This is a genomic window from Kocuria salina (assembly GCF_013368965.1).
GTDB classification, from domain to species: Bacteria; Actinomycetota; Actinomycetes; order Actinomycetales; family Micrococcaceae; genus Kocuria; species Kocuria rosea.
In genome coordinates, this window is record NZ_SSSF01000003.1 from 117,360 (window position 1) to 140,505 (window position 23,146).

At 72.8% G+C, this 23,146-nt stretch carries 19 protein-coding genes and 2 tRNA genes; 5 read left to right on the plus strand and 16 right to left on the minus strand.

Annotated elements, in window-relative coordinates; translation table 11 throughout:
• The first annotated feature begins 413 nt into the window (after positions 1–413).
• Positions 414–1,046, plus strand: a complete 633-nt coding sequence (locus E7Z53_RS07280) for a vitamin K epoxide reductase family protein (RefSeq protein ID WP_035930031.1) — start codon at positions 414–416, stop codon at positions 1,044–1,046.
• A gap of 128 nt (positions 1,047–1,174) precedes the next feature.
• Here E7Z53_RS07280 and ndk read toward each other — a convergent pair whose 3' ends face one another.
• The 5 genes from ndk to E7Z53_RS07305 form a co-directional block, all read right to left on the minus strand.
• Positions 1,175–1,591, minus strand: a complete 417-nt coding sequence (gene ndk / locus E7Z53_RS07285; RefSeq protein WP_017834593.1) for a nucleoside-diphosphate kinase — start codon at positions 1,589–1,591, stop codon at positions 1,175–1,177.
• 43 nt (positions 1,592–1,634) lie between these two features.
• A complete protein-coding gene (locus tag E7Z53_RS07290) occupies positions 1,635–2,069 on the minus strand; it encodes a DUF4233 domain-containing protein (RefSeq protein ID WP_176337635.1) in 435 nt (144 codons plus the stop codon).
• A 64-nt stretch (positions 2,070–2,133) separates the two neighbouring features.
• On the minus strand, positions 2,134–3,507 hold the full coding sequence (locus tag E7Z53_RS07295) for a bifunctional folylpolyglutamate synthase/dihydrofolate synthase (protein ID WP_109267980.1): 1,374 nt from the start codon (positions 3,505–3,507) through the stop codon (positions 2,134–2,136).
• Positions 3,504–6,863: an isoleucine--tRNA ligase gene (gene ileS / locus E7Z53_RS07300; RefSeq protein WP_369597962.1), complete on the minus strand. Its 3,360-nt coding sequence runs from the start codon at positions 6,861–6,863 to the stop codon at positions 3,504–3,506. The genes E7Z53_RS07295 and ileS overlap by 4 nt, the downstream gene beginning before the upstream one ends.
• Before the next feature lie 299 nt (positions 6,864–7,162).
• Positions 7,163–7,942 (minus strand): SDR family oxidoreductase, encoded by a 780-nt coding sequence (locus tag E7Z53_RS07305; RefSeq protein WP_176337488.1) that lies wholly within the window; start codon positions 7,940–7,942, stop codon positions 7,163–7,165.
• An 85-nt stretch (positions 7,943–8,027) separates the two neighbouring features.
• Between E7Z53_RS07305 and valS the strand changes: the two genes are divergently transcribed.
• Positions 8,028–10,688: a valine--tRNA ligase gene (valS, locus tag E7Z53_RS07310; RefSeq protein ID WP_176337489.1), complete on the plus strand. Its 2,661-nt coding sequence runs from the start codon at positions 8,028–8,030 to the stop codon at positions 10,686–10,688.
• 90 nt (positions 10,689–10,778) lie between these two features.
• On the opposite strand, the gene E7Z53_RS07315 is transcribed toward valS, so the two are convergent.
• From E7Z53_RS07315 to E7Z53_RS07340, 6 genes are all read right to left on the minus strand, one after another.
• A complete protein-coding gene (locus tag E7Z53_RS07315) occupies positions 10,779–11,375 on the minus strand; it encodes a mycothiol-dependent nitroreductase Rv2466c family protein (protein WP_035930051.1) in 597 nt (198 codons plus the stop codon).
• Between the two features lie 64 nt (positions 11,376–11,439).
• Positions 11,440–12,735 carry an ATP-dependent Clp protease ATP-binding subunit ClpX gene (gene clpX, locus E7Z53_RS07320; RefSeq protein WP_017834586.1) on the minus strand — a complete coding sequence of 432 codons (1,296 nt, stop codon included), beginning with the start codon at positions 12,733–12,735 and terminating at the stop codon, positions 11,440–11,442.
• Between the two features lie 151 nt (positions 12,736–12,886).
• A complete protein-coding gene (locus E7Z53_RS07325; RefSeq protein ID WP_017834585.1) occupies positions 12,887–13,564 on the minus strand; it encodes an ATP-dependent Clp protease proteolytic subunit in 678 nt (225 codons plus the stop codon).
• A gap of 61 nt (positions 13,565–13,625) precedes the next feature.
• Positions 13,626–14,291: an ATP-dependent Clp protease proteolytic subunit gene (locus tag E7Z53_RS07330; RefSeq protein WP_017834584.1), complete on the minus strand. Its 666-nt coding sequence runs from the start codon at positions 14,289–14,291 to the stop codon at positions 13,626–13,628.
• Positions 14,292–14,480: 189 nt separating this feature from the next.
• Complete coding sequence (gene tig / locus E7Z53_RS07335; RefSeq protein WP_176337490.1) at positions 14,481–15,932, minus strand: trigger factor; 1,452 nt, start codon at positions 15,930–15,932, stop codon at positions 14,481–14,483.
• Positions 15,933–16,041: 109 nt separating this feature from the next.
• Positions 16,042–16,114, minus strand: a tRNA-Pro gene (locus E7Z53_RS07340).
• A 225-nt stretch (positions 16,115–16,339) separates the two neighbouring features.
• Here E7Z53_RS07340 and E7Z53_RS07345 point away from each other — a divergent pair.
• Positions 16,340–16,410: transfer RNA gene (locus E7Z53_RS07345), tRNA-Gly, on the plus strand.
• Positions 16,411–16,491: 81 nt separating this feature from the next.
• On the opposite strand, the gene E7Z53_RS07350 is transcribed toward E7Z53_RS07345, so the two are convergent.
• From E7Z53_RS07350 to E7Z53_RS07360, 3 genes are read right to left on the minus strand one after another with little or no spacing between them, the layout of a single operon-like run.
• Positions 16,492–17,133 (minus strand): methyltransferase domain-containing protein, encoded by a 642-nt coding sequence (locus E7Z53_RS07350; RefSeq protein WP_176337491.1) that lies wholly within the window; start codon positions 17,131–17,133, stop codon positions 16,492–16,494.
• 32 nt (positions 17,134–17,165) lie between these two features.
• A complete protein-coding gene (locus E7Z53_RS07355; RefSeq protein WP_176337492.1) occupies positions 17,166–18,056 on the minus strand; it encodes an Fpg/Nei family DNA glycosylase in 891 nt (296 codons plus the stop codon).
• Entirely contained in the window at positions 18,057–18,578 is a 522-nt protein-coding gene (locus E7Z53_RS07360) for a ribose-5-phosphate isomerase (RefSeq protein ID WP_035930062.1), read from the minus strand. It abuts the gene before it with no gap.
• Positions 18,579–18,830: 252 nt separating this feature from the next.
• Between E7Z53_RS07360 and pepN the strand changes: the two genes are divergently transcribed.
• Entirely contained in the window at positions 18,831–21,398 is a 2,568-nt protein-coding gene (pepN, locus tag E7Z53_RS07365) for an aminopeptidase N (RefSeq protein ID WP_126346269.1), read from the plus strand.
• Positions 21,395–21,940: a globin gene (locus tag E7Z53_RS07370; protein ID WP_126346268.1), complete on the plus strand. Its 546-nt coding sequence runs from the start codon at positions 21,395–21,397 to the stop codon at positions 21,938–21,940. Before pepN ends, E7Z53_RS07370 begins: the two co-directional genes overlap by 4 nt.
• Positions 21,941–21,953: 13 nt before the next feature.
• On the opposite strand, the gene E7Z53_RS07375 is transcribed toward E7Z53_RS07370, so the two are convergent.
• Positions 21,954–22,622, minus strand: coding sequence for a hypothetical protein (locus E7Z53_RS07375; RefSeq protein WP_176337493.1), 669 nt, complete (start codon positions 22,620–22,622; stop codon positions 21,954–21,956).
• A gap of 5 nt (positions 22,623–22,627) precedes the next feature.
• Complete coding sequence (locus tag E7Z53_RS07380) at positions 22,628–23,113, minus strand: acyl-CoA thioesterase (protein WP_017834576.1); 486 nt, start codon at positions 23,111–23,113, stop codon at positions 22,628–22,630.
• Positions 23,114–23,146: the final 33 nt, after the last annotated feature.

Sequence of the window (23,146 nt, forward strand, 5' to 3'; positions counted from 1 at the left end):
CTGCCGCGGTACGCCGTCCGTACCCGGTCCCCGCAGCTGCTTGGTCGGCGTATCGCCGGTGGGGGTCCACGCGGCGGCCAGAAGTCCTGTGCGTACCCGTCGCGTCCCGCACACCTCGCGAACGGGCGGGGACGGCAGCGAGCCAGTCCGGGGCTTCGAGCCGCTGCTCACGAGGGCAACGGTCTTGGGCCGGCGGCGGACGCGCTCAATCCGATGAGAGCCGCGGGTCCTGCCGACCTGGGGTCGAAGTCCGACTGGGCCGAGATCCCGCGTACGGGCGGGCTCGACCGTGGCCAGTATCTCACAGACGCCCCGGTGCGGGCCGGATTGGCTCCGTCACGGCCCGCAACCCGCGGGCACGGGGCCGGGAGAGCCCCCGGGGAGCATCAGGGGGCATCGCCTAGGATCGGCGTGTGACCTCCACTCCGCCCCGCCTCGACGACTCCCCCGCCGTGTCCCGCGGCCCGGACGCCCGCGCCGACCGGCGCTGGGGCCTCGTGGCCCTCGTGACCGGGCTCCTGGGCTTCTACGGCGCCGCCACGCTGGTGTACGAGCGGCTCCAGCTCTTCCTCGACGCCGGCCACCGCACCAGCTGCGACATCAACTCGTGGCTGTCCTGCGGCACCGTCATGCGCACGCCCCAGGCGGAGGCCTTCGGCTTCCCCAACCCCTTCATCGGCATCGTCGCCTACGCGGTCGTCGTGGCCGTGGCGCTCGCGGTGCTGGCGGGTGCCCGGTTCGCCGCCTGGTACTGGTGGGGGCTGCAGATCGGGGTGACCCTCGGCTGGGTCTTCGTGCTGTGGCTGTGGTGGCAGACCACCTTCGAGATCAACGCCCTGTGCCTGTACTGCATGCTCGTGTGGGTGATGCAGACCGTCCTGCTGGTGCACACCACGACCCGCAACCTGCGCGGCGGGGTGCTGCCGGCGCCGGCCGGCGTGGCGCGCGGCGCCGAGCAGTGGGCGTGGTTCGTCTCCGCCGCCCTGCTCGTGCTGCTCTTCGGGACCGTCCTGGTCCGGTTCGCCGGGGTCATCTTCCCGGCCTGAGCCCGCCCGGTGCCGTGCGGCTCCGCCGGACGCGGCACGGCACCGACGACGAACGGCCTCCGCCCGTGCTGGGCGGAGGCCGTCGTCGTCGGTGCGCACCGGGGTCCGGCGGGCTCAGGGCTCAGGGCTCAGGCGAACCAGATGCCGATCTCGCGCTCGGCGGACTCCGGGGAGTCGGAGCCGTGCACGATGTTCTGCTGGACCTTCTCGCCCCAGTCCCGGCCGAGGTCGCCGCGGATCGTGCCCGGCGCAGCGGTGGTCGGCTCGGTGGTCCCGGCCAGGGACCGGAAGCCCTCGATCACCCGGTGGCCCTCGACGACGGCGGCCACGACCGGGCCGCTCAGCATGAACTCGACGAGCGGCTCGTAGAACGGCTTCCCCTGGTGCTCGGCGTAGTGCTGCTCCAGCACGGAGCGCTCCGCGTGCAGCAGGCGCAGGTCGACGAGGCGGTAGCCCTTCGCCTCGATCCGGGCGAGCACCTCGCCGGTGAGGCCGCGGGCCACGCCGTCGGGCTTGACGAGGACGAGGGTGCGTTCCGTGGTCATGGGGGTCCTTCCGAGGTGCGGGTCCAGGATGTCGGTGCCCAGCCTAGCCGTCCGGGTGCTCCCGCTCCCACTGCGCCTGGGCGGCGTCGCGAGCGGCGTTCTCCCGGTCCAGCCGCGCCCCGGTGCGCACGGCGTACCACCAGGCGAGCACGGACAGTCCACCCACGAAGAACATCGTCGGCAGCACGAAGCCGGTGGCCAGGAACACGGCCTGCAGGACCCAGCCGACCGTGTACCCCCAGGGCCGGCCCAGCACGGCGGGGGCCAGCCCCAGGAGCAGCGCGAGCGCGGTCCCGCCGGCCAGGATCGCCGTCCGGGCCCCGTCCCCGAGCTCCCGGCCGAGGACCCCGTAGGCGGTGAGGGCCGCGAAGAACGCGATGAACGCCTCCATGACCAGCACCGAGGAGGCGAACATCGTGCGGATCGAGCGCCGCGGCCGGGGCTGCCCGGGGCGCCGGTCGCGCTGGGCTCTGGTCATGCGTGCCACGTGGGACGGGTCCTCTCCTGCGGGGGGTGCGGTCGGTGCGGGGCGCGGGGCACGGTCACAGCCCCAGCAGCGTGCGGGCCTCGCCGACCACGGTGATCGAGCCCGTGACCAGCACGGCGCCGTCGAACTCCGGGCGGGCGGCGGCGTCCTGGACGGCCTCGGTCATCGCGTCGTCGAGCTGCGGGACGGCGTGGACCACGTCCTCCGGGAAGCCGAGGTCCACGGCGAGCTCCACGAGCTCCTGCGGGTCGACCGCCCGGGGCGAGGAGGACCGGGTGAACCAGAACTCGGTGTGGAACTCCTCGTACTCGTCGAGCAGGACCCGCAGCATCGCCTCGGCGTCCTTCTCCCGGAGCATCCCCACCACGAGGTTGAGCTTCCCGAACGTGAAGGCCTCCTTGAGGGCGGCCGCCGCGGCCGTGAGCCCGTGCGGGTTGTGCGCGGCGTCGAGGACCACCGGGGGCGCCTTGCGGGCCAGCTCCAGGCGTCCCGGGGACTCGACGGCGCCCAGCCCGGTGCGGACCAGCTCGGGGTTGAGCTCCTTCTCCCCGCCGCCCAGGAAGGCCTCCACCGCGGCGAGGGCCAGGGCCGCGTTCTCCGCCTGGTGGGCGCCGAACAGCGGCAGCAGGACCTCGGGGTACCGCCCGGCCAGGCCCTGGAGCGTGAGCACCTGACCGCCCACGGCCGTGGCGCGGGCCTCCACGCCGAACTCCACGCCGCCGAAGCGGAACGGGACGCCGAGCTCCCGGGCCCGGGCGAGGAGCACCTCGGCGGCCTCCGGGTCCTGCGCGGCGGAGACGAGGAACCCGCCCGGCTTGAGGATCCCGGCCTTCTCGGCGGCGATCTCCCCGAGCGTGTCGCCGAGCAGGTCCGTGTGGTCGAGGTCGATCGGGGTCACCACGGACACCGCGGCGTCCGCCACGTTCGTGGCGTCCCAGGAGCCGCCGATGCCCACCTCGAGGACGACGACGTCGACCGGCGCGTCCGCGAAGACCGCGAACGCGAGCGCCGTGACGGTCTCGAAGTAGCTGAGCCGGGGCTCCCCCCGCTCGGCCAGCTCGGCGTCCACGAAGCCCAGGTACGGGGCGATCTCGCCGAAGACGCGCACGAAGGTCTCGTCGTCGACGGGCGCGCCGTCCACGCTGATCCGCTCGGTGACCCGGGAGAGGTGGGGGCTGGTGTAGCGGCCCACCCGCAGATCGTGGGCGAGCAGCAGGGCCTCCACCATCCGGGCGGTCGAAGTCTTGCCGTTCGTGCCGGTCAGGTGGATCACCGGGGCGGCGCGCTGCGGCTCCCCCAGGACCTCCATGGTCCGGCGCATCGCGTCCAGGCGCGGGGCCATCCGGTTCTCGGGGGCGCGCTCGAGCAGCCGGGCGTAGACCTCCTCCACGGTCCCCGCCCCACCGGTCCCGGCGAAGGGGGCGCTCACGCCCGCACCGCCCCGGTGCCGGCGGAGGTGCCGGCGGAGGCCCCGGTCGGGGCGCCCACGACGGACACGGCCACGGCCGGTTCGCCCACGCGCAGCTCGAGCTCGGCGGAGAGCGTCTCGCCGGCCACGAGCCCGCGGTTGGCCTCGAGGGCGGCGACCGTCCGCTCGTCAGCGGTGACGACGGTGCGGATCCGGTCCGAGACCTGGAGGGCGGCGTCCTTGCGGGCCTGCTGGATCGCCCGGACCATGTCCCGGGCGGTGCCCTCGGCCTCGAGCTCGGGGGTGAGCTCGGTGTCGAGGACGAGGAAGCCGCCGCCGGGCAGGACCGCCACGGCGCGGGACCCGGCCGCGGCGTCCTGCGCCACGACGGTCTCGAGCTCGTACTCGCCCTCCTGCAGCGCCGTTCCGCCAGCGGTGACGGTGCCGTCCTCGGCCGTGCTCCAGTCCCCGGACTTCGCGGCCTTGATCACGGCCTGCACGCCCTTGCCCAGGCGGGGTCCCGCGGCGCGGGCGTTGACCTTGAGCTGCTGGGAGATGCCGAACTGCTCCGCGGAGGCCTGGCCGGCGTCGAGCAGGGTCACCGACTTGAGGTTCAGCTCGTCCGCGACGATGCGCTCGAAGGTGCCCGCGAGCTCGTCTCCCCCGGGCACCACCACGGTCATCCCGGCCAGCGGCTGGCGCACGCGCAGCTGGTGGGCCTTGCGCAGGGCGGAGCCGTTGGAGCAGATCGTGCGGGTCGTCTCCATGCGCGCCACCAGGTCGGCCTCGGCGGGGAACAGCGAGGCGTCCGGCCAGTCGGTCAGGTGCACGGAGCGCCCGGCGGTCAGCCCGCGCCAGATCTCCTCCGCGACCAGGGGCAGCAGCGGGGCGGCCACCCGGCAGACGGTCTCCAGGCAGGTGTACAGCACGTCGAAGGCGACGGTGTCCTCGTCGAAGAACCGGTCCCGGGAGCGGCGCACGTACCAGTTGGTCAGGGTGTCCATGTAGGAGCGCAGGCGCTCCGCGGCCCCGGAGACGTCGTAGCGGTCGAAGGCGTCCTGGACGTCCGTCACGAGCCGGCCGGTGGCGGCCAGCACGAAGCGGTCCATCACGTGCTCCGAGTCGTGGCGTGTCCGGGCCTCGTAGCCGGCGCCGCCGTTCGCGGCGTTCGTGTAGAGGCCGAAGAAGTGGTACACGTTCCACAGCGGCAGCATCATCTGGCGCACGCCGTCGCGGATGCTCTGCTCGGTGACCACCAGGTTCCCGCCGCGCAGGATGGGGCTGGACATCAGGAACCAGCGCATGGCGTCCGCGCCGTCCCGGTCCAGGACCTCGTTGACGTCCGGGTAGTTGCGCAGGGACTTCGACATCTTCTGCCCGTCCGAGCCCAGCACGATGCCGTGGCTGATGACGTTGCGGAACGCGGGCCGGTCGAACAGCGCGGTCGCCAGGATGTGCAGCGTGTAGAACCAGCCGCGGGTCTGGCCGATGTACTCCACGATGAAGTCGCCGGGGTTGTGGGTCTCGAACCACTCCCGGTTCTCCATGGGGTAGTGCACCTGGGCGTACGGCATCGACCCGGAGTCGAACCACACGTCCAGCACCTCGGGCACGCGGCGCATCGTGGCGGCGCCCGTCGGGTCGTCGGGGTTCGGGCGGGTCAGCTCGTCGATCCAGGGCCGGTGCAGGTCGACCTCGCCCCGGTCGTTGACGGGCAGCCGGCCGAAGTCGGTCTCCAGCTCGGCGAGGGAGCCGTAGACGTCGCGGCGCGGGTGCTCGGGGTCGTCGGACTCCCACACCGGGATGGGCGTGCCCCAGTACCGGTTGCGGGAGATCGACCAGTCGCGGGCGTTCTCCAGCCACTTGCCGAACTGGCCGTCCTTGACGTTCTCCGGGATCCAGGTGATCTGCTGGTTGAGCTCGACCATCCGCTCCTTGATCCGGGTGACCTCCACGAACCAGGAGGACACCGCGCGGTAGATGAGCGGGTTCCGGCAGCGCCAGCAGTGCGGGTACGGGTGCTCGTAGCTGGCCTCCCGGACCAGCCGGCCCTGGGCCCTGAGGTCCCGGACCACCGTGCGGGCCACGTCCTTGTCGAAGACGTTGCGCCCGGCGATCCCGGCCAGGGGCGCGCCGGGGGCGAGCCGCTCGTCCTCGAAGAGCCGGTAGAACACCCCGGACTCGTCGAGGGAGAGCACCACGGGGATGTCGTAGCGGGCGCAGACGTTCTGGTCGTCCTCGCCGTAGGCGGGCGCCTGGTGCACGAGCCCGGTGCCGTCGGTGGTGGTGACGTAGTCGGCCACGACGAACTGCCAGGACGTGCCCGTGCCGAAGCGCTCGGCGTCCGCGAAGTAGTCCCACAGCCGCTGGTAGCGCAGCCCCTCGAGGTCGGCCCCGCGGTGCCGGGCGGTCACCGCCGCGGCCGCGGCCGCCGCCGGGTCCTCGGCCTCGCCCCAGCCGAGGTCCTTCGCGTAGGCGCCCAGCAGCTCCTCGGCGACCAGGAAGCGCCGGCCCTCGAGCTCGCCGGCGCCGGGGACCACGGCGTAGACGATCTCGGGGCCCACGGCGATCGCCTGGTTGGTCGGCAGCGTCCAGGGCGTGGTGGTCCAGGCGAGGGCCTCCACCCCGGCGAGCTCGGCGGCCAGTTCGGGCCGGACCGCCCACGAGGCGTCGTCGAGCACGGGGAAGGTGACGGTCACCGTCTGGTCCTGGCGGTCCTGGTAGACGTCGTCGTCCATCCGCAGCTCGTGGTTGGACAGCGGGGTCTCGTCCTTCCAGCAGTAAGGGAGGACGCGGTAGCCGGAGTAGACGAGGCCCTTGTCGTCGAGCGCCTTGAACGCGGCGATCACGGACTCCATGTAGTCCGGGTTGAGGGTCTTGTAGTCGTTGTCGAAGTCGACCCACCGGGCCTGGCGGGTGACGTAGTCCTGCCACTCGGAGGCGTACTTCATCACGGAGGACCGGCAGGCGTCGTTGAACGCCGCGACGCCCATCCGCTCGATCTCCTGCTTGTCCGCCATCCCGAGCTGCTTCATCGCCTCGAGCTCGGCGGGCAGGCCGTGGGTGTCCCAGCCGAAGCGGCGCTCCACCCGGCGGCCCCGCTGGGTCTGGTAGCGGGCCACGAGGTCCTTGACGTAGCCCGTGAGGAGGTGCCCGTAGTGCGGCAGCCCGTTGGCGAAGGGCGGGCCGTCGTAGAAGACGAACTCGTTGGAGCCGTCCCGGCCGGGGTCGCGCTGGTCCACGCTGGCCTGGAACGTGCGATCCTGCGCCCAGTAGGCGAGGACGCGCTCCTCCACGGCGGGGAACGCGGGCGCCGCGGGCACGCCCCGGGCCGCGGGGTCGGTGGTCGCCTTGGGGTAGACGGGCTGGTCTGACACGGGGTCCATCCTCGTTCTGACGTCGGTGCTGCTCGTGCGGGTCAGGGTGCAAGGACGCTGCCGGCCGGTCGCCCGGGGCGGAACGCGGTACCACCTCGCTTGCGCCCCGGTCCCCTGGGGGACGCGGGCCGCCGCTCGTCGACTGCTGTGACGGGCTTACCCGTTCGGTTCTACTGGGGCGCGCCCCGGGGCGGGGCGGGCCTGTTCTTCCGAAGACTCCCCGGTGATGGCCGGATCGACGCCGTGATGACTGCCCCCATCTTAACCCACCGGCGACTTCGCCGAGGTCGCGGGGAGGCCTACCGGCCGCGGATCAGCTTGTGCGGGGCCGCCTGGGCGACCGGCTTGATGGTCACGGTGTCGAGGTCCACGTGGTGGGGCAGGTTCACCGCGAAGGCGCACACCTGGGCGACGTCCTCGGAGGTGAGGGGCTTGTCCACGCCCGCGTAGACCTTCTCCGCGGCCTCCTGGTCCCCGCCGAGGCGGTTGAGGGAGAACTCCGGGGTGTGCACGAGGCCCGGGGCGATCTCGACGACGCGCACGTTGTGCTCGGCCTCCTCGAGCCGCAGCGCCTCCGTCATGGCCCGCTCGGCGAACTTCGCGGCGTTGTAGCCGCCGCCGCCCTCGTAGGCCCGGTGCGCGGCGAGGGACGTGAGGTTCAGGACGGTGCCCTCGCCGTTGGCGCGCAGCGCCGGGAGGAAGGCGCGGGTCAGGCGCATCGTGCCGAGCACGTTGACCTGGTACATCCACTCCCAGTCCTCGGTGCTGGCCTCGGCCACGCGGTCCGTGCCGCGGGCGCCGCCGGAGATGTTGAGCAGCGCGTCCACGCGACCCTGCTCCTCCAGCACCTGGTCCCGGAGGGCCTCGACGTCGGCGTCCGAGGTGATGTCGCACGGCGCGGGCACGGCCCCCGTCTCGCGGGCCAGGGCCTCGAGCCGTTCGGCGCGGCGGGCCACCGCGTAGACGGTCCAGCCGGACCGGCGCAGCTCGCGCGCGGTGGCCTCCCCGATGCCGGTCGACGCGCCGGTGACGACGGCGACCCTGCCGGTGAGCGTGGTGGGGCTCTGCTGATCGGTCATGGGTCCCACGCTAGCCGGGCGCCGGGCGCCGCCCAAGCACCGGGGCGTCGGGGCGCGCGCCGGGGCTCGTGAGAGACTGGTCGGCATGGCTGACAACACGCAGGGCACAGACACGCCCGGGACCGCACCGGAGACCACGCCCGAGACCACGCCCGTGACCGTTCCCGACAAGCCCGCGCTGGAGGGCCTGGAGCAGAAGTACGCGCGCAGGTGGCGCGAGGAGGGCACCTTCGCCTTCGACGAGGACACCACGCGCGAGCAGGTCTACTCGATCGACACTCCCCCGCCGACCGCCTCGGGCTCCCTGCACGTCGGCCACATGTTCTCCTACACGCAGACGGACGTGATCGCCCGCTTCCAGCGGATGAGCGGCAAGAACGTCTTCTACCCGCTGGGCTGGGACGACAACGGCCTGCCCACCGAGCGCCGCGTGCAGAACTACTACGGCGTGCGCTGCGACCCCACGAGGCCCTACGTCGAGGGCTACCGCCCGCCGGAGAAGCCCGCGAAGAACCAGCGCGACTGGGACGTGGTCTCCCGCAAGAACTTCATCGAGCTCTGCGAGGAGCTGGCCGTCGAGGACGAGAAGGTCTTCGAGCAGCTGTTCTCCACCCTGGGCCTGTCCGTGGACTGGACCCGCACCTACCGCACCATCGACGCCCGCTCCCGGGCCGTCTCCCAGCGCGCCTTCCTCCAGGACCTCGCGGCCGGCAACGCCTACATGGCCGAGGCCCCCACCCTGTGGGACGTCACCTTCCGCACCGCCGTGGCCCAGGCCGAGCTCGAGGACCGGGAGCGGGAGGGCACCTACCACCGGGTCGCCTTCCACCGTCCCGACGGCGAGCCGGTGCACATCGAGACCACCCGCCCCGAGCTGCTGCCCGCGTGCGTGGCCCTCGTGGCCCACCCGGACGACGAGCGCTACCAGCCGCTGTTCGGCACCACGGTGCGCTCCCCCCTGTTCGACGTCGAGGTCGAGGTGCGGGCGCACCCGCTGGCCAAGCCGGACAAGGGCTCCGGGATCGCCATGATCTGCACCTTCGGCGACCTCACCGACGTGACGTGGTGGCGGGAGCTGGACCTCCCGACCCGGGCGCTGATCGGCCGTGACGGCCGCTTCGCGAGCGAGACCCCGGAGTGGATCGCCGCCGGCGCCCCGGCCGAGCGCTACGCCGAGGTGGCGGGCAGGACCGTGTTCTCGGCGCAGCAGGCCGTCGTGGAGATGCTCCGGGAGTCCGGGGACCTGGCGGGCGAGCCCCGGAAGGTCATGCACCCGGTGAACTTCTACGAGAAGGGCGACAAGCCGCTCGAGGTCGTCACCTCCCGCCAGTGGTACATCCGCAACGGCGGCCGCGACGCCGACCGGCGCGAGGCGCTCATCGGGCGCGGGCGCGAGATGGACTGGCACCCCGCGTTCATGCGGTCCCGGTACGAGAACTGGATCGAGGGCCTGCACGGCGACTGGCTGATCTCCCGCCAGCGCTTCTTCGGGGTGCCCTTCCCGGTCTGGTACCGGCTCGACGGCGACGGCAACCCGGACTACGACGACCCCGTCCTGCCCGCCCTCGACCAGCTGCCCGTGGACCCGGCCGCCGACCCGGCCCCCGGCTTCGACGAGACCCAGCGGGATCAGCCGCACGGCTTCACCGGCGACCCGGACGTGCTCGACACCTGGGCGACGTCCTCGCTGTCCCCCCAGATCGCCACCGGCTGGGCGTTCGACGAGCGGCTGCACGCCAACACCTTCCCGATGGACCTCCGGCCCCAGGGCCACGACATCATCCGCACCTGGCTGTTCTCCACGGTGGTGCGCTCCGAGTCGCTGGCCGGCACGGTGCCCTGGACCAACACCGCGCTCTCCGGGTGGATCCTCGACCCGGACCGCAAGAAGATGTCCAAGTCCAAGGGCAACGTGGTGGTCCCCACCGAGGTGCTCGAGAACTACGGGGCCGACGCGGTGCGCTACTGGGCCGCCTCCGCCCGCCTGGGCGCGGACACCGCCTACGACGAGGGGCAGATGAAGATCGGCCGCCGGCTGGCCATCAAGCTGCTCAACGCCTCGAAGTTCGTCCTCGCCCAGGGCGTCACCGAGGCCTCCGTGCTCGGCGCCGGGGCGTCCGCGGACGTCGTGACCGACGCGGTGGACCGTGCGCTGCTCGCCCAGCTGGCCACGGTCGTGGAGCGCGCCGGCCAGGCGTTCCGGGACTACGAGTACGCCCGGGCCCTGCAGCTCACCGAGCAGTTCTTCTGGACCTTCACCGACGACTACGTCGAGCTCGTGAAGGACCGGGCCTACGGGGCCCGCGGGGCGGCCGCGCAGGCGTCCGTGCACGCCGCGCTCGCCACGACCCTCGACGCGCTGCTGCGCCTGTTCGCCCCCGTCCTGCCGTTCGCCACGGACGAGGTCTGGTCCTGGTGGCGCACCGGCTCCGTGCACCGGGCCTCGTGGCCGGGCGTCGAGGGCTTCGCGGACGCCGTGACCGACGCCGACCCGGAGGTGCTCACGACCGTGGGCGAGGCCCTCTCGGGGCTGCGCAAGGCCAAGTCCGAGGCCAAGGTCAAGCAGCGCACCGAGGTGCGCTCGGCGACCATCACGGCCGCCGCCGAGGACGTCGCCCGCCTCGAGGCGGGCCTGGGCGACCTCAAGGCCGCGGGCAACGCCGCCGAGCTCGTGCTCGTCGCCGGGCCCGAGGGCCTCGCCGTGCGCGACGTCGAGCTGGTCCCCGCGGAGGAGCCGGCCCGGTAGCGCCGTCCCCGGTGCGCAGCACGAGGGCCCGGCCGCCGCGGCGGCCGGGCCCTCGTGCTGTCCGGGACCCGGGTCGGTCCGGGTCGCTGCTCAGTCGAAGATCGGGCCCTCGTCACGACCGCGCTTGAGCTCGTAGAACCCGTGGTGGGAGACCAGGGCCAGGCAGCCGTCCCAGACCCGGGCGGCGTCCTCGCCCCGGGGCGCCGGCGTGAAGACCGGGCCGAAGAAGCCCACGCCGTTGACGGAGATGCAGGGCGTGCCGATGTCCTCGCCGGCGACCGCCTGGGCGGCCTCCGTGGAGGCCCGCAGCGCGTCGTCGAACTCGGTGGCGTGCCGGGCCGCGGCGAGCTCCGCGGGCAGGCCGACCTCCTCGAGGGACTCGGTGATGATCTGCTCCAGGTCCTCGATCCCCCCGGGGTGGCGCCGCGTGCCCATGGCGTCGTAGAGCCTCTTGTTGTACTCGTCACCGTGGGCGCGGGCCGCGGCCTCGACCACGCGCACGAGCCACATCGACTCCTCGTGGCCGTGGTGGTGGCTGCCGGGGTTCTCCTCGTTGAGGATGCCCAGCGAGATGATCCGCCAGTGCACCTCGACGTCGCGCAGCCGCTCGACCTCCTCCATCCACCGCGAGGTCATCCAGGCCCAGGGGCACAGGGGGTCGAACCAGAACTCCACCTTGTCCGTCATCAGCTTCCTCTCGTGCGGGCGTCCGCCGGGAGTGGCGGACGCTTCACCGGGTAGAAGCCACGGCTCAGGCTGTTTTGTTCCGGTTCTGCTCCTCGCGGATCATCTCGTGCGTGATGATCTCCGGCTCGGCCTGCTTGGCCACGGCCTCGGCGGTGACCAGCACGGCGGCGATGTCCTCCCGGCTGGGGAGCTCGAACATGACGGGCTGGAGCACGTCCTCGAGGATGGCGCGCAGCCCGCGGGCGCCCGTGCCCCGCTGGATCGCGAGCTCGGCGACGGCGGTCAGCGCCTCGGGGTCGAACGTCAGCTCGACGCCGTCCAGCTGGAACATCTTCTTGTACTGCTTCACGAGCGCGTTGCGCGGCTCGGTGAGGATGCGGGTGAGGTCGGCCACCGACAGCTCGCGCAGCGTGGTCACCACGGGCAGACGGCCGATCAGCTCGGGGATCAGGCCGAACTTCAGCAGGTCCTCCGGCATGACGTCGGCCATCACCTCGTGGCGCGGCCCGCTCTGCTTCAGCTCCGCGCCGAAGCCGATGCTCGTCCGGCCCGCCCGGGAGTCCACGATGTCCTCGAGCCCGGCGAAGGCGCCGGCCACGACGAACAGCACGTTGGTGGTGTCGATCTGGATGAACTCCTGCTGCGGGTGCTTGCGCCCGCCCTGCGGGGGCACCGAGGCCACGGTGCCCTCGAGGATCTTCAGCAGCGCCTGCTGCACGCCCTCGCCGGAGACGTCGCGGGTGATCGAGGGGTTCTCGGACTTGCGGGAGATCTTGTCGATCTCGTCGATGTAGATGATCCCCGTCTCGGCCCGCTTGACGTCGTAGTCCGCCGCCTGGATGAGCTTGAGCAGGATGTTCTCGACGTCCTCGCCGACGTAGCCGGCCTCCGTGAGGGACGTGGCGTCCGCCACCGCGAAGGGCACGTCGAGCTTGCGGGCCAGGGACTGGGCCAGGTACGTCTTGCCGGAGCCGGTGGGGCCGACCAGCAGGATGTTGGACTTGGCGATCTCGACGTCCTCGTCACCGGCCGCCGTGGCCAGGGACAGGGGCTTGCCGTTCTCGCCGGCCCGGACCCGCTTGTAGTGGTTGTACACGGCCACGGCCAGCGCCCGCTTGGCGGTCTCCTGGCCGATCACGTACTGGTGGAGGTGCTGGTAGATCTCGTGGGGCGTGGGGAGCTCCTGCTGCTCGAGGTCCTTGACCTCGCTCAGCTCCTCCTCGATGATCTCGTTGCACAGCTCGATGCACTCGTCGCAGATGTAGACGCGCGGGCCCGCGATGAGCTTGCGGACCTGCTTCTGGCTCTTGCCGCAGAAGGAGCACTTGAGCAGATCCGCGGTCTCGCCGATGCGCGCCATGAAACAGTCCTCTGGTCGGGGTACGGGAATCCTCGTCCAGGATAGGCGAGGACCGGGTCCCGCCCCAACACCAGGGCGCCCCGGTGCGCCGCGACCGGTCGGGTCGCGGCGCACCGGGGCGCTGCGGGTGGGCTGCGGCGGGTCGCCCGGGTCAGGAGGTGACGGTCGCGGGCTTGTGGATCTTCCGGGACTCCAGGACGTGGTCCACGATCCCGTACTCCTTGGCGGCGGACGCGGTGAGGATCTTGTCGCGCTCGATGTCCCGGTTGACCTCCTCGGCGGTCTTGCCGGAGTGCAGGGCCAGGGTCTCCTCCAGCCACTCGCGCATGCGCATGATCTCGTTGGCCTGGATCTCGATGTCCGAGGCCTGGCCCCCGCCCTGACCGGACATGGCCGGCTGGTGGATGAGCACGCGGGCGTTCGGCAGGGCCAGGCGCTTGCCGGGGGTGCCGCCGGCGAGCAGGACGGCCGCCGCGGACGCGGCCTGTCCGAGGCACACCGTCTGGACCTCGGGGCGGATGAACTGCATGGTGTCGTAGATCGCGGTCATCGCGGTGAACGACCCGCCCGGGGAGTTGATGTACATCGTGATGTCCCGGTCGGCGTCCTGCGCCTCGAGCACGAGCAGCTGCGCCATGACGTCGTCGGCCGAGGCGTCGTCGACCTGGACGCCCAGGAAGATGATCCGGTCCTCGAACAGCTTGGTGTAGGGGTTCTGCCGGCGGTACCCGTAGGGGGTGCGCTCCTCGAAGTCGGGGAGCACGTAGCGGCTGGTGGGCAGGGCGGCCGCGGAACCGGCCGTGGACGAAGGTCCGTGGGTGAAGGTCATGGTTGAGTTCCTCGGAGGTCTGGAAGAGCGTGCCTGATGACGTGGTGGGACCGCCGAGGTCCTACTCCTGGTCCTTCATGGTCCCGCCGCCGCCGGTCATGGAGCCGGCCGAGCTGGCGATGTGGTCGAAGAAGCCGTACTCGAGGCCGCGCTGGGCGTCGAACCAGTTGTCGCGGTCGTTGTCCCGGAGGATCGTCTCCAGGGACTGCCCGGTCTGCTCGGCGGTGAGCTCCGCGAGGCGCTGCTTCATCGACAGGATCAGCTCGGCCTGCACCCGGATGTCCGAGGCGGTGCCGCCCATGCCGCCGGAGGGCTGGTGCATGAGGATCCGGGCGTTCGGGGTGGAGTAGCGCTTGCCCTTGGTGCCCGAGGACAGCAGGAACTGGCCCATCGACGCGGCCAGGCCGGTGGCCACGGTCACCACGTCGTTCGGGATGAGCTGCATGGTGTCGTAGATCGCCATGCCCGCGGTGACGGAGCCGCCCGGGGAGTTGATGTACAGGAAGATGTCCGCCTGGGGGTCCTCGGCCGAGAGCAGCAGCATCTGCGAGCAGATGAGGTTCGCGTTGTCGTCGCGCACCTCGGAGCCCAGCCAGATGATGCGCTCCTTGAGCAGCCGGTTGTAGACGTAGTCGTCCTGGCCGCCCATGGGGCCGCCGCCCTGCAGGCGCGGTCCGGTGGAGGTTGCGTGGGTCGAGCCGAACGGCGACTCGTGAGCGGAGGTCATGTAACAGTGCCTCTTTCGTCCGTGTGGTCCGGTGATCTCTGAACAGAACACTAGTGCCCGCCCCGGGTCCCGGCCGGTCCCCGTCCGGGTTGTTCGCTGATGGCGCATGGTCGCGGGCGCGCCCGCCGCACACGACGACGCCGCCGTCCCGGGCGGGACGGCGGCGTCGTCGGGAGCGGTGTCAGGACGTCACTTGGCGGAGTCCGGGGAGTCGGCCGAGTCGGCCGACTCCGGGGAGTCGGCGGACTCCGCGGACTCGGGCGAGTCGGCGGACTCCTCCTCGGTGCCGGGGGTCGGGGCCGCGGTGGTCTCCTCGGGCTCGACCTCCTCGGCGGGCTCCCCCGCCTGCTCCTCGCCCTGCGGGCGCACGAACTCGGAGAGGTCCACCGTGTTGCCCTCGGTGTCGGTGACCGTCGCGTACTCCAGGACCTTGGCCAGGGCCTTGCGGCGGCGGACCTCGCCCACCATCAGGCCGGCCTGGCCCGAGGAGTCGAGCAGCTGGGCGAACTGGTTCGGGTCCATGCCGTACTGCTGGGACATGTTGATGATGTAGTCGATCAGCTCGGACTGCTCGACGCCGATCTCCTCGGCCTCGGCGACCGCGTCCAGCACGATCTCGTTGCGGAACGCGTCCTCGGCGTTCTTCTGCACCTCGGCCCGGTGGTCCGCGGTGTCGTGGTCCGCCTCGGCCTGCGGGTTGTCGAAGTGCTGGGCGATCTGCTCGTCGATCACGGCCTGCGGCACGGGGATCTCCACGAGGGCCAGCAGCTTCTCCAGGACCTTGTCGCGGGCCTCGACGCCCTGCTCCACCACGGTGCCCTCGGCGGCCTGCTTCTTCAGGTCCTCCTTGAGCTCCTCGATGGTGTCGAACTCGGAGGCCAGCTGGGCGAACTCGTCGTCGGCCTCGGGCAGCTCGCGCTCCTTGACGGCGGTGACCTTGACCTTGACGACGGCGTCCTCGCCGCTGTGCTCGCCGCCGGCGAGCTTGGTCTCGAAGGTGGCGTCCTCGTCGGCGGACAGACCGGTGATGGCCTCGTCCATGCCCTCGAGCATCGTGCCGGCGCCCACCTGGTAGGACAGGTCGTTGGCGGCGTCGACCTCCTCGCCGTCGACCAGGGCCTGCAGGTCGAGGGTGACGAAGTCGCCCTCGGCGGCGGGACGGTCCACGGTCTTGAGGGTGCCGAAGCGCCCGCGCAGCTCGTCGAGGGCCTTCTGCTCGTCCTCGGCGGAGGCCTCGCGGGCCTCCACCTCGACCTCGAGGCCCTTGTAGTCGGGCAGCTCGATCTCGGGGCGCACGGCCACGTCGATCTCGACCTTGACGTCGGCCTCGCGGTTCGTCTCGTCCGGCTTGGCGAGGACCTCGACCTGGGGCTGGGTCAGCGGGGTGATCTCGTTCTCCGCCAGCGCCTGCTGGAAGAAGGTGTTCAGGCCCTCGTTGAGCGCGTTCTCGACGACGAAGTCGAAGCCCACGCGCTGCTCGATCAGCCGCGCCGGAACCTTGCCGCGGCGGAAGCCGGGGACCTGGATCTGGTTGGCGAGCGAGGTGTAGGTCTGGTCGATGAACGGCTTCAGTTCCGCGAACGGGACGTCCACCACGATCTTGACCTGGGTGGGGTTGAGTTTCTCGACGGCGCTCTTCACTTCCGCTGCACTCCTGAGTGGTAGGTCGGTTGGGTCTTCCGGTGCCGCTCTCCGGCCCGGGACAGTCGGGAAGGCGGCTGCCCGGCAGGACCGGGCAGCCGCTCCAACGTCGGGGCGACAGGACTCGAACCTGCGATCTCCTGCTCCCAAAGCAGGCGCGCTAGCCACTACGCTACGCCCCGGTACCTGCAGCCTCGGCTGCAACGACTGCGGTCCGGTGCACGAGCACGGACCACCGGCGAGTCTACCGGCTGGGCGGACGGGGCCGCACCTCGGCCCGCCGGACCCCGCTCCGCACGGCCCGCCGGCGTTCTGCCGGCCGCGCTCCGCGGGTGCGACGAGGCCCCGGGATTTGACACCGCGCGCGCCGGGCCGGTTAATGGGAAGGCCTCGACAGAGCGCTGCGCGGGGATGTAGCTCAATGGTAGAGCCTCAGTCTTCCAAACTGATTACGCGGGTTCGATTCCCGTCATCCCCTCTCCGTGCACGAACGCCCCGGTCCTGCTGGACCGGGGCGTTCGTCGTTCCGGCGGCACCTCGGCCCGGCTCCGGGCGCGTCTCAGCGGCGCAGCCCGACCATCTGCCACACCGCGCCCCGGTCCGCGTGCACGGGACGCAGCCCGTGCTCCTGCAGGACGGCGAGCATGGCCGCCGGGGAGTGCACGTAGGTGCGGAAGGGCGTCCCGGCGGCGCGGAGGCCGAGGTTCTCCAGGGCGGCGAGCGCCCGCAGGAGGCGGTGCCCGGGCGGGTGGCTGAACACGAGCAGGCGCGTGGCACGGTCCGCGGCGGCGCCCAGGAGCCGTTCGTGGTCGGGGTAGCAGCACACGACCCGGTGCAGCACCACGACGTCGTGCGGGGCGACCGCTTCCGGGTCCGTCGCGATGTCGAGCTGCATGCGCACCACGCGGCCGGACACCCCGGCGGCGGCGGCCAGCTCCGCGGCCTCGGCCTCGTAGGAGTCCACGAGCTCCAGGTTCGTGCTCCGCGCGGCGCCCCGGCGCAGCAGCTCGAGCTGGATCCCGCCCACGCCGCCGCCGATCTCCAGCACGCTGGCCCCCTCGACGCCCTGGGCGGCGAGGAACTCCACGACCCGCCGGGAGGCGCGGTCGAGGCCCCGCCGCCGGTACCGGCGGGCGAGGCGCCGCGCGAAGCGGGGGCCGAAGACGCGCCGGTAGCCGGGCGCGCCGCAGCAACTGGACACGGCTCCAGGCTACGCCGTGGGCCCCGGCGCGGTCAGCGCTGGCAGGAGGGGCACCAGTAGAGCGTGCGCCCCTCCAGCTCCCCCGCCGCCACGGGCGTCCCGCACCGGCGGCACGGCAGGCCCTGGCGCTTGTAGACGAGGTGGGCGTGCCCGGGCCACGCCTGTGCCTCCGAGATCCCCGGGCGGTCAGCGGCGTCGGTCGTCAGGATCCGGCCCAGCCGCACGCCCGTGCGCATGAGGGCCGCGTTCTCCGCCCACAGCCCCAGCAGCGCCGGCTCGTCGAGGGCGCGCCCCGGCGTCATCGGGTCCAGTCCGCGGCGGAACAGGGACTCCGCCCGGAAGATGTTGCCCACCCCGGCCAGCACGGCCTGGTCCATGAGCAGCGCGCCCACCGGGCGGCGGCTGCGCCGCACGGCGGCCACGAAGGGCGCGGGGTCCGCGTGCGGGTCGAGCGGGTCCGGGCCCAGCCGCGCCCGGGCCGCCTCGGCCTCGGCGGAGCTCTCCAGCACGCACAGCGCCGGCCCGCGCAGATCGGCCCAGCCCTCGTCCCCGACCAGCCGCACGCGCACCGCCCCCACGGGCGCCGGCGGCAGCAGCGGGCCGGCGGGGGCGGCGTCGTCGTCGTGCGCCTCCCGCTCCCCGATCCGGCGCGGGGCCCCGATGGAGGAGGCGCCGCGGAAGCGGTCGGTGCCGCCGAAGCTCCACGCGCCGTAGAGGCCGAGGTGCGAGCGCAGCACCCGGTCCCCGGCGAAGTCGAGGAACAGCTGCTTGCCGTGGGCCCGTGCCCCCTCGAGCACGGCGCCGTCCAGGGCGTGCGCCCCGGCGGCGAAGCGCCCCTGCGGGGAGCTCACGGCCAGGGCCTGGCCTGAGAAGCAGTCGGCGAACTGGCGGGCGAGGCGGTGGACCGAGTGGCCCTCCGGCACTCAGGCCTCCCGGGCGGCCGGGAACTCGCGCGGGCGCAGGTCCTCGAGCTTCCCCGCGACGGTGCCGGTGGACTCGTACTCGCCGATCTGGGCGATCCGGCGCTCGTGGCGCTCGTCGCCGGAGAAGGGCTCCGCGAGGAACGCCCGGACGATGGCCAGCGCCTCCTCCTGCGGGTGCTGGCGTCCCCCGACGGCCACGACCTGGGCGTCGTTGTGCTGGCGCGCGAGCCGGGCGGTGTCCAGGTTCCAGGCCAGGGCGGCACGGATGCCCTCGACCTTGTTGGCGGCGATCTGCTCGCCGTTGCCCGACCCGCCCAGGACGATCCCGAGGGAGTCGAGCCCCGCCTCCCGGTCCGCCCGGACGGCGCGCGCGGCGCTGATGCAGAACGCGGGGTAGTCGTCGAGGGCGTCGTACTCGGCGGGGCCGTGGTCGACGAGGTCGTAGCCGGCGGCGACGAGCTCCTCGACCAGGTAGCGGGAGAGGTCCAGGCCGGCGTGGTCGGTGGCGATGTGGACGCGCATGGGCGGCGTGCTCCTGGGGTTCGCGGGAACGGGGCGGGATCGAGGCGCAGGGCCCGCGCGGACGGACCGGCCGCCCTCCAGCGTAGTGCGTGCCGCGCACACCGCAGGGCCTCCCCGGGCGGCCGGGACCCGGCTGACATAATGGGACGATCCCCTGCGGCCCACCGGTCGCGGACGCCCCGATCCCGAGCCATCCCGACCCGACCCCGACCCCGACCCCGACCCCGACCCCGACGAGAGGACGGCACTGAAGTGCCCGGAACCAACCTGACCCGCCAGGAGGCGGCCGCGCGGGCCGAGACCGTGGCGGTGGACGCCTACGAGGTGGTCCTCGACCTGACCCGCGGCGAGCGCGTCTTCCGCTCCACGACCACCGTGCGCTTCCGGGCGACCCCGGGCGCCTCGACGTTCATCGACGCGATCACCGACGCGGTGCACTCCGTGGTGCTCAACGGCACCGAGCTCGATCCCGCCGAGGTCTCGGACGGCGTGCGGATCCAGCTGCCGGGGCTCGCCGCGGACAACGTGCTCACGGTCGAGTCGGACTGCCGGTACATGAACACCGGCGAGGGCCTGCACCGGTTCGTGGACCCGGTCGACGACGAGGTCTACCTCTACACCCAGTTCGAGGTGGCGGACACCCGGCGCGTGTTCGCCGTGTTCGAGCAGCCGGACCTCAAGGCCCGCTTCGCGTTCACGGTCACGGCCCCCGCGCACTGGACGGTCGTCTCGACCCAGCCCACCCCGGAGCCCGTCGCCGCCGGCGAGGGCGCCGCCACGTGGTCCTTCACCCCCACCCCGGTGGTCCCCTGCTACGTCACGGCGCTGATCGCCGGCCCGTACGCGTCCGTGCACGACGAGCTCACCAGCGCCGACGGCCGCACGATCCCCCTGGGCCTGTACGCCCGCCGCTCGCTCGTGGAGCACGTCGAGGCGGAGGAGATGTTCGGCATCACCAAGCGCGGCTTCGAGTTCTTCGAGGCGCAGTTCGGGGTGCCCTACCCGTTCGAGAAGTACGATCAGCTGTTCGTCCCGCAGTTCAACGCAGGGGCCATGGAGAACGCCGGCGCGGTGACCTTCGTGGAGCTCTACGTCTTCCGCTCCCGGCCCACGCAGGCCCGGGTGGAGCGGCGGGCCATCACGGTCCTGCACGAGCTGGCCCACATGTGGTTCGGGGACTTCGTGACCATGCGCTGGTGGAACGACCTGTGGCTCAACGAGTCCTTCGCCGAGTTCATGTCCACCCTCGCCGCGGCGGAGAACACCCGGTACACGGAGGCGTGGACCACGTTCGCCGCCGGGGAGAAGTCCTGGGGCTACGAGCAGGACCAGCTGCCCACCACCCACCCCATCAAGGCCGAGATCCGGGACCTCGAGGACGTGCTGGTGAACTTCGACGGCATCACCTACGCCAAGGGCGCCTCGGTGCTCAAGCAGCTGGTGGCCTGGGTGGGCCAGGCGCAGTTCATGGCCGGGCTGAACCGGTACTTCCGGGAGCACGCGTGGGGCAACACCGAGCTGCGCGACCTCATGGTCCGGCTCGAGGAGGCCAGCGGCCGGGACCTCGACGAGTGGGCCGCGAAGTGGCTCGAGACCGCCGGGGTGAACACGCTGACCCCGGAGCTCGAGACCGACCAGGACGGGATCATCCGCTCCTTCCGGATCCGGCAGACCGCCCCCGACGAGCACCCCACGCTGCGCCCGCACCGCCTGGCCGTGGGCTTCTACGACCACGACGGGGAGCAGGGCAAGCTCGTGCGCACGCACCGGGTCGAGCTCGACGTCGACGGCCCGTCCACGGAGGTGCCGCAGCTGGTGGGCCGGGAGCTGCCGGACCTCGTGCTGCTCAACGACGACGACCTCGCCTACGCGAAGATCCGCCTCGACGAGTGCTCCCTGGACACCGCCCTGACCCACCTGAAGAACTTCGAGGACACGCTCCCGCGCGCCCTCGTCCAGGCGTCCGTGTGGGACGGCGTGCACGACGGCGAGACGCCCGCCCGCCGCTACGTGGAGCTCGTGCTCGGCAACATCGCCCACGAGACGTCCTCGACCGGCATCCAGGTGCAGCTGCGCCAGCTGGACACCGTGCTCGACGGCTACGTGGCCGAGCCCGTGCGCGGGGCCACCGTGCGCGCCGCCGCCGACCGGCTCCGCCGGCTCACCGAGGAGGCGGCGCCCGGCTCCGACCAGCAGCTGCAGTTCCTCCGGGCCTTCGCCCGGCACGCCCGCACCGACGAGCAGCTGGACGTCCTCGAGCAGCTCCTCGACGGGCGGCGCACCCTGGAGGGCCTGGCGCTGGACACCGACCTGCGCTGGAGCCTGCTCACCGCGCTGTGCGCCGGCGGGCGGGCCGGCGACGCCGAGGTGGACGCGATGCTCGCGCAGGACAACACCGAGAACGGCGCGATCGCGGCCGCCCGCGCCCGGGCCGCCATCCCCACGGCCGAGGCCAAGGCCCGGGCGTGGCAGCAGATCATGGTGGACGGGTCGCTGCCCAACTCCATCCAGGACGCGGCGATCGACGGGTTCCGCACGGCCGCCGACACCTCCCTGCTGGCGCCCTGGGCCGAGGAGTACTTCGCGGCGATCCCGGGCGTGTGGCGCACCCGGACCCACGAGCTGGCCCAGCAGATCGCGACCGGCATGTACCCGAACATCCCCGCCCAGGAGACCGTCGACGCCGCGGACGCCTTCCTCGCGGACCTGCCCGAGGACCTGCACGGACTCCGCCGGCTGGTCCTCGAGCAGCGCGACGCGACGGCCCGCGCGGTCCGGGCGCAGGCCGTGGACGCCGCCTACGAGGTGGTGCGCGCATGAGCGACGAGCAGCAGCGCCCCGGTCCGGCCGGCCAGGACCCGCGCACCGACCCCGCCGCCGCGGCGCCGCCCGGGGCGCGCTCCTTCGCGGTCGGGGCGCCCCTGTCCCAGCTGCGCCGCCCCGTGCCGCAGGTCGGCGACGAGCGGGAGCAGGCCGAGGCCGGCACGGCGTCGTCGTTCTACGACCAGGTGGGCGGGCACGAGACGTTCGTGAAGCTCGTGCACGAGTTCTACGCCCGGGTGGCCGAGGACGAGCGGTTCCGGGCGCTCTACCCGGAGGACGACCTCGGCCCCGCCGAGGAGCGGCTGCGGATGTTCCTCGAGCAGTACTGGGGCGGGCCGACCACCTACTCGGAGCAGCGCGGGCACCCGCGGCTGCGGATGCGGCACATGCCGTTCCCCGTGGACACGTGGGCGCGCGAGACCTGGCTGACGCACATGCGCGCGGCCCTGGACACCCTGGAGCTCTCCCCGCTGCACGACGGGATCATCTGGGACTACTTCGACCGCGCCGCCCACGCCATGATCAACCGTCCCGGCTGATCCCCCGGGAGTCTCAGCGCTTGGCCAGGACGTGCCCGCCGGGGGTGCTCAGGCGCACCCAGCGGCCGTTCTCCGCGACGGCGACCTCCGCGCCCGGGCGCAGGAAGCCGAGCGAGTACGCGGCGAACGCCGCGCCGTCCGGCAGCGGCGCCCCGGTCAGCCGCCCCGCGAGCGGCTCCGCCCACCCGGACGACCGGCCCCAGACCTGCGAGCGCACGGTGTCCACGACGGCGGCGCCCGCGTCCGTGGGCACCGCCCGGGCGACCTCGGCGATCCCGGCCCGGGCGACCTCGCGCAGCGCGTCCCCGGCGACGGAGCCCACCGGGGTCCACCCGCCCAGGGGCGGGGCGATGCCCGCCCACGAGACGTTCGCGTCCACGGGGGGCAGGCCCACGTCCGTGGCGTCCTGGTCCTGGCGCGGCATCCGGTCGAGGACCCCGCCGAGCGGGACGGTGACGTCCAGGGCCTGCTCCCCGGCCAGCGCGGCGGTGCGCAGGCCCAGGACCGTGGGCGTGGTGTCCAGCAGGCCGTGGGGCTCGAGCACGCACACGTAGACGCCGAGGGCCCGCCCGCGCGCCTGGAAGCGCACCGCGCCCTGCGGGTCCACCCCGCGGGCCCGGGACAGGTACGTCCGCAGGTCGGCGACGTCCCGCGGGTCCGTCAGCGGGAGGGACCGGCCCACGGGGCTCAGGCCTCCGCCGGCGCGGGCCGGCGGGCGAAGCGGGTCGGGGCGTCCTGCCACTGCTCGAGCAGGCCCCGCTGCGTGTCGTCGAGGCGCACCGGCCGTCCGGAGGAGCGGTCGATCACGACGACGACCGTCTGGGCCACGGCGTAGACGCGCGAACCGTCCTCCTCCTGGACCGCGTAGTCCAGCACGAAGCTCGACCCGCCCACGGAGGAGACCCACACCCGCACGGACACCGGGTCGTCGCGGTACAGCAGCTGCTGCGTGTACTCGACCTCCTGCCGGCCGATCACGGTCATCAGGTCCCCCAGCAGGGTGCGGAACGTCGCGCCCTCCGGCACCCCGGCGGCGGCGTCCTCGGGCAGCGGACGGGCCATGAGCCGGACCCGGGCGTCCTCGAGGTACTGGAGCATGGTGACGTTGTTGACGTGGCCGTAGCTGTCGATGTCGCCGAAGCGCATCTGGATGGGGATCAGCAGCGAAGACATGCCCCCCATCCCATCACACCCGTGCGCGTCGGA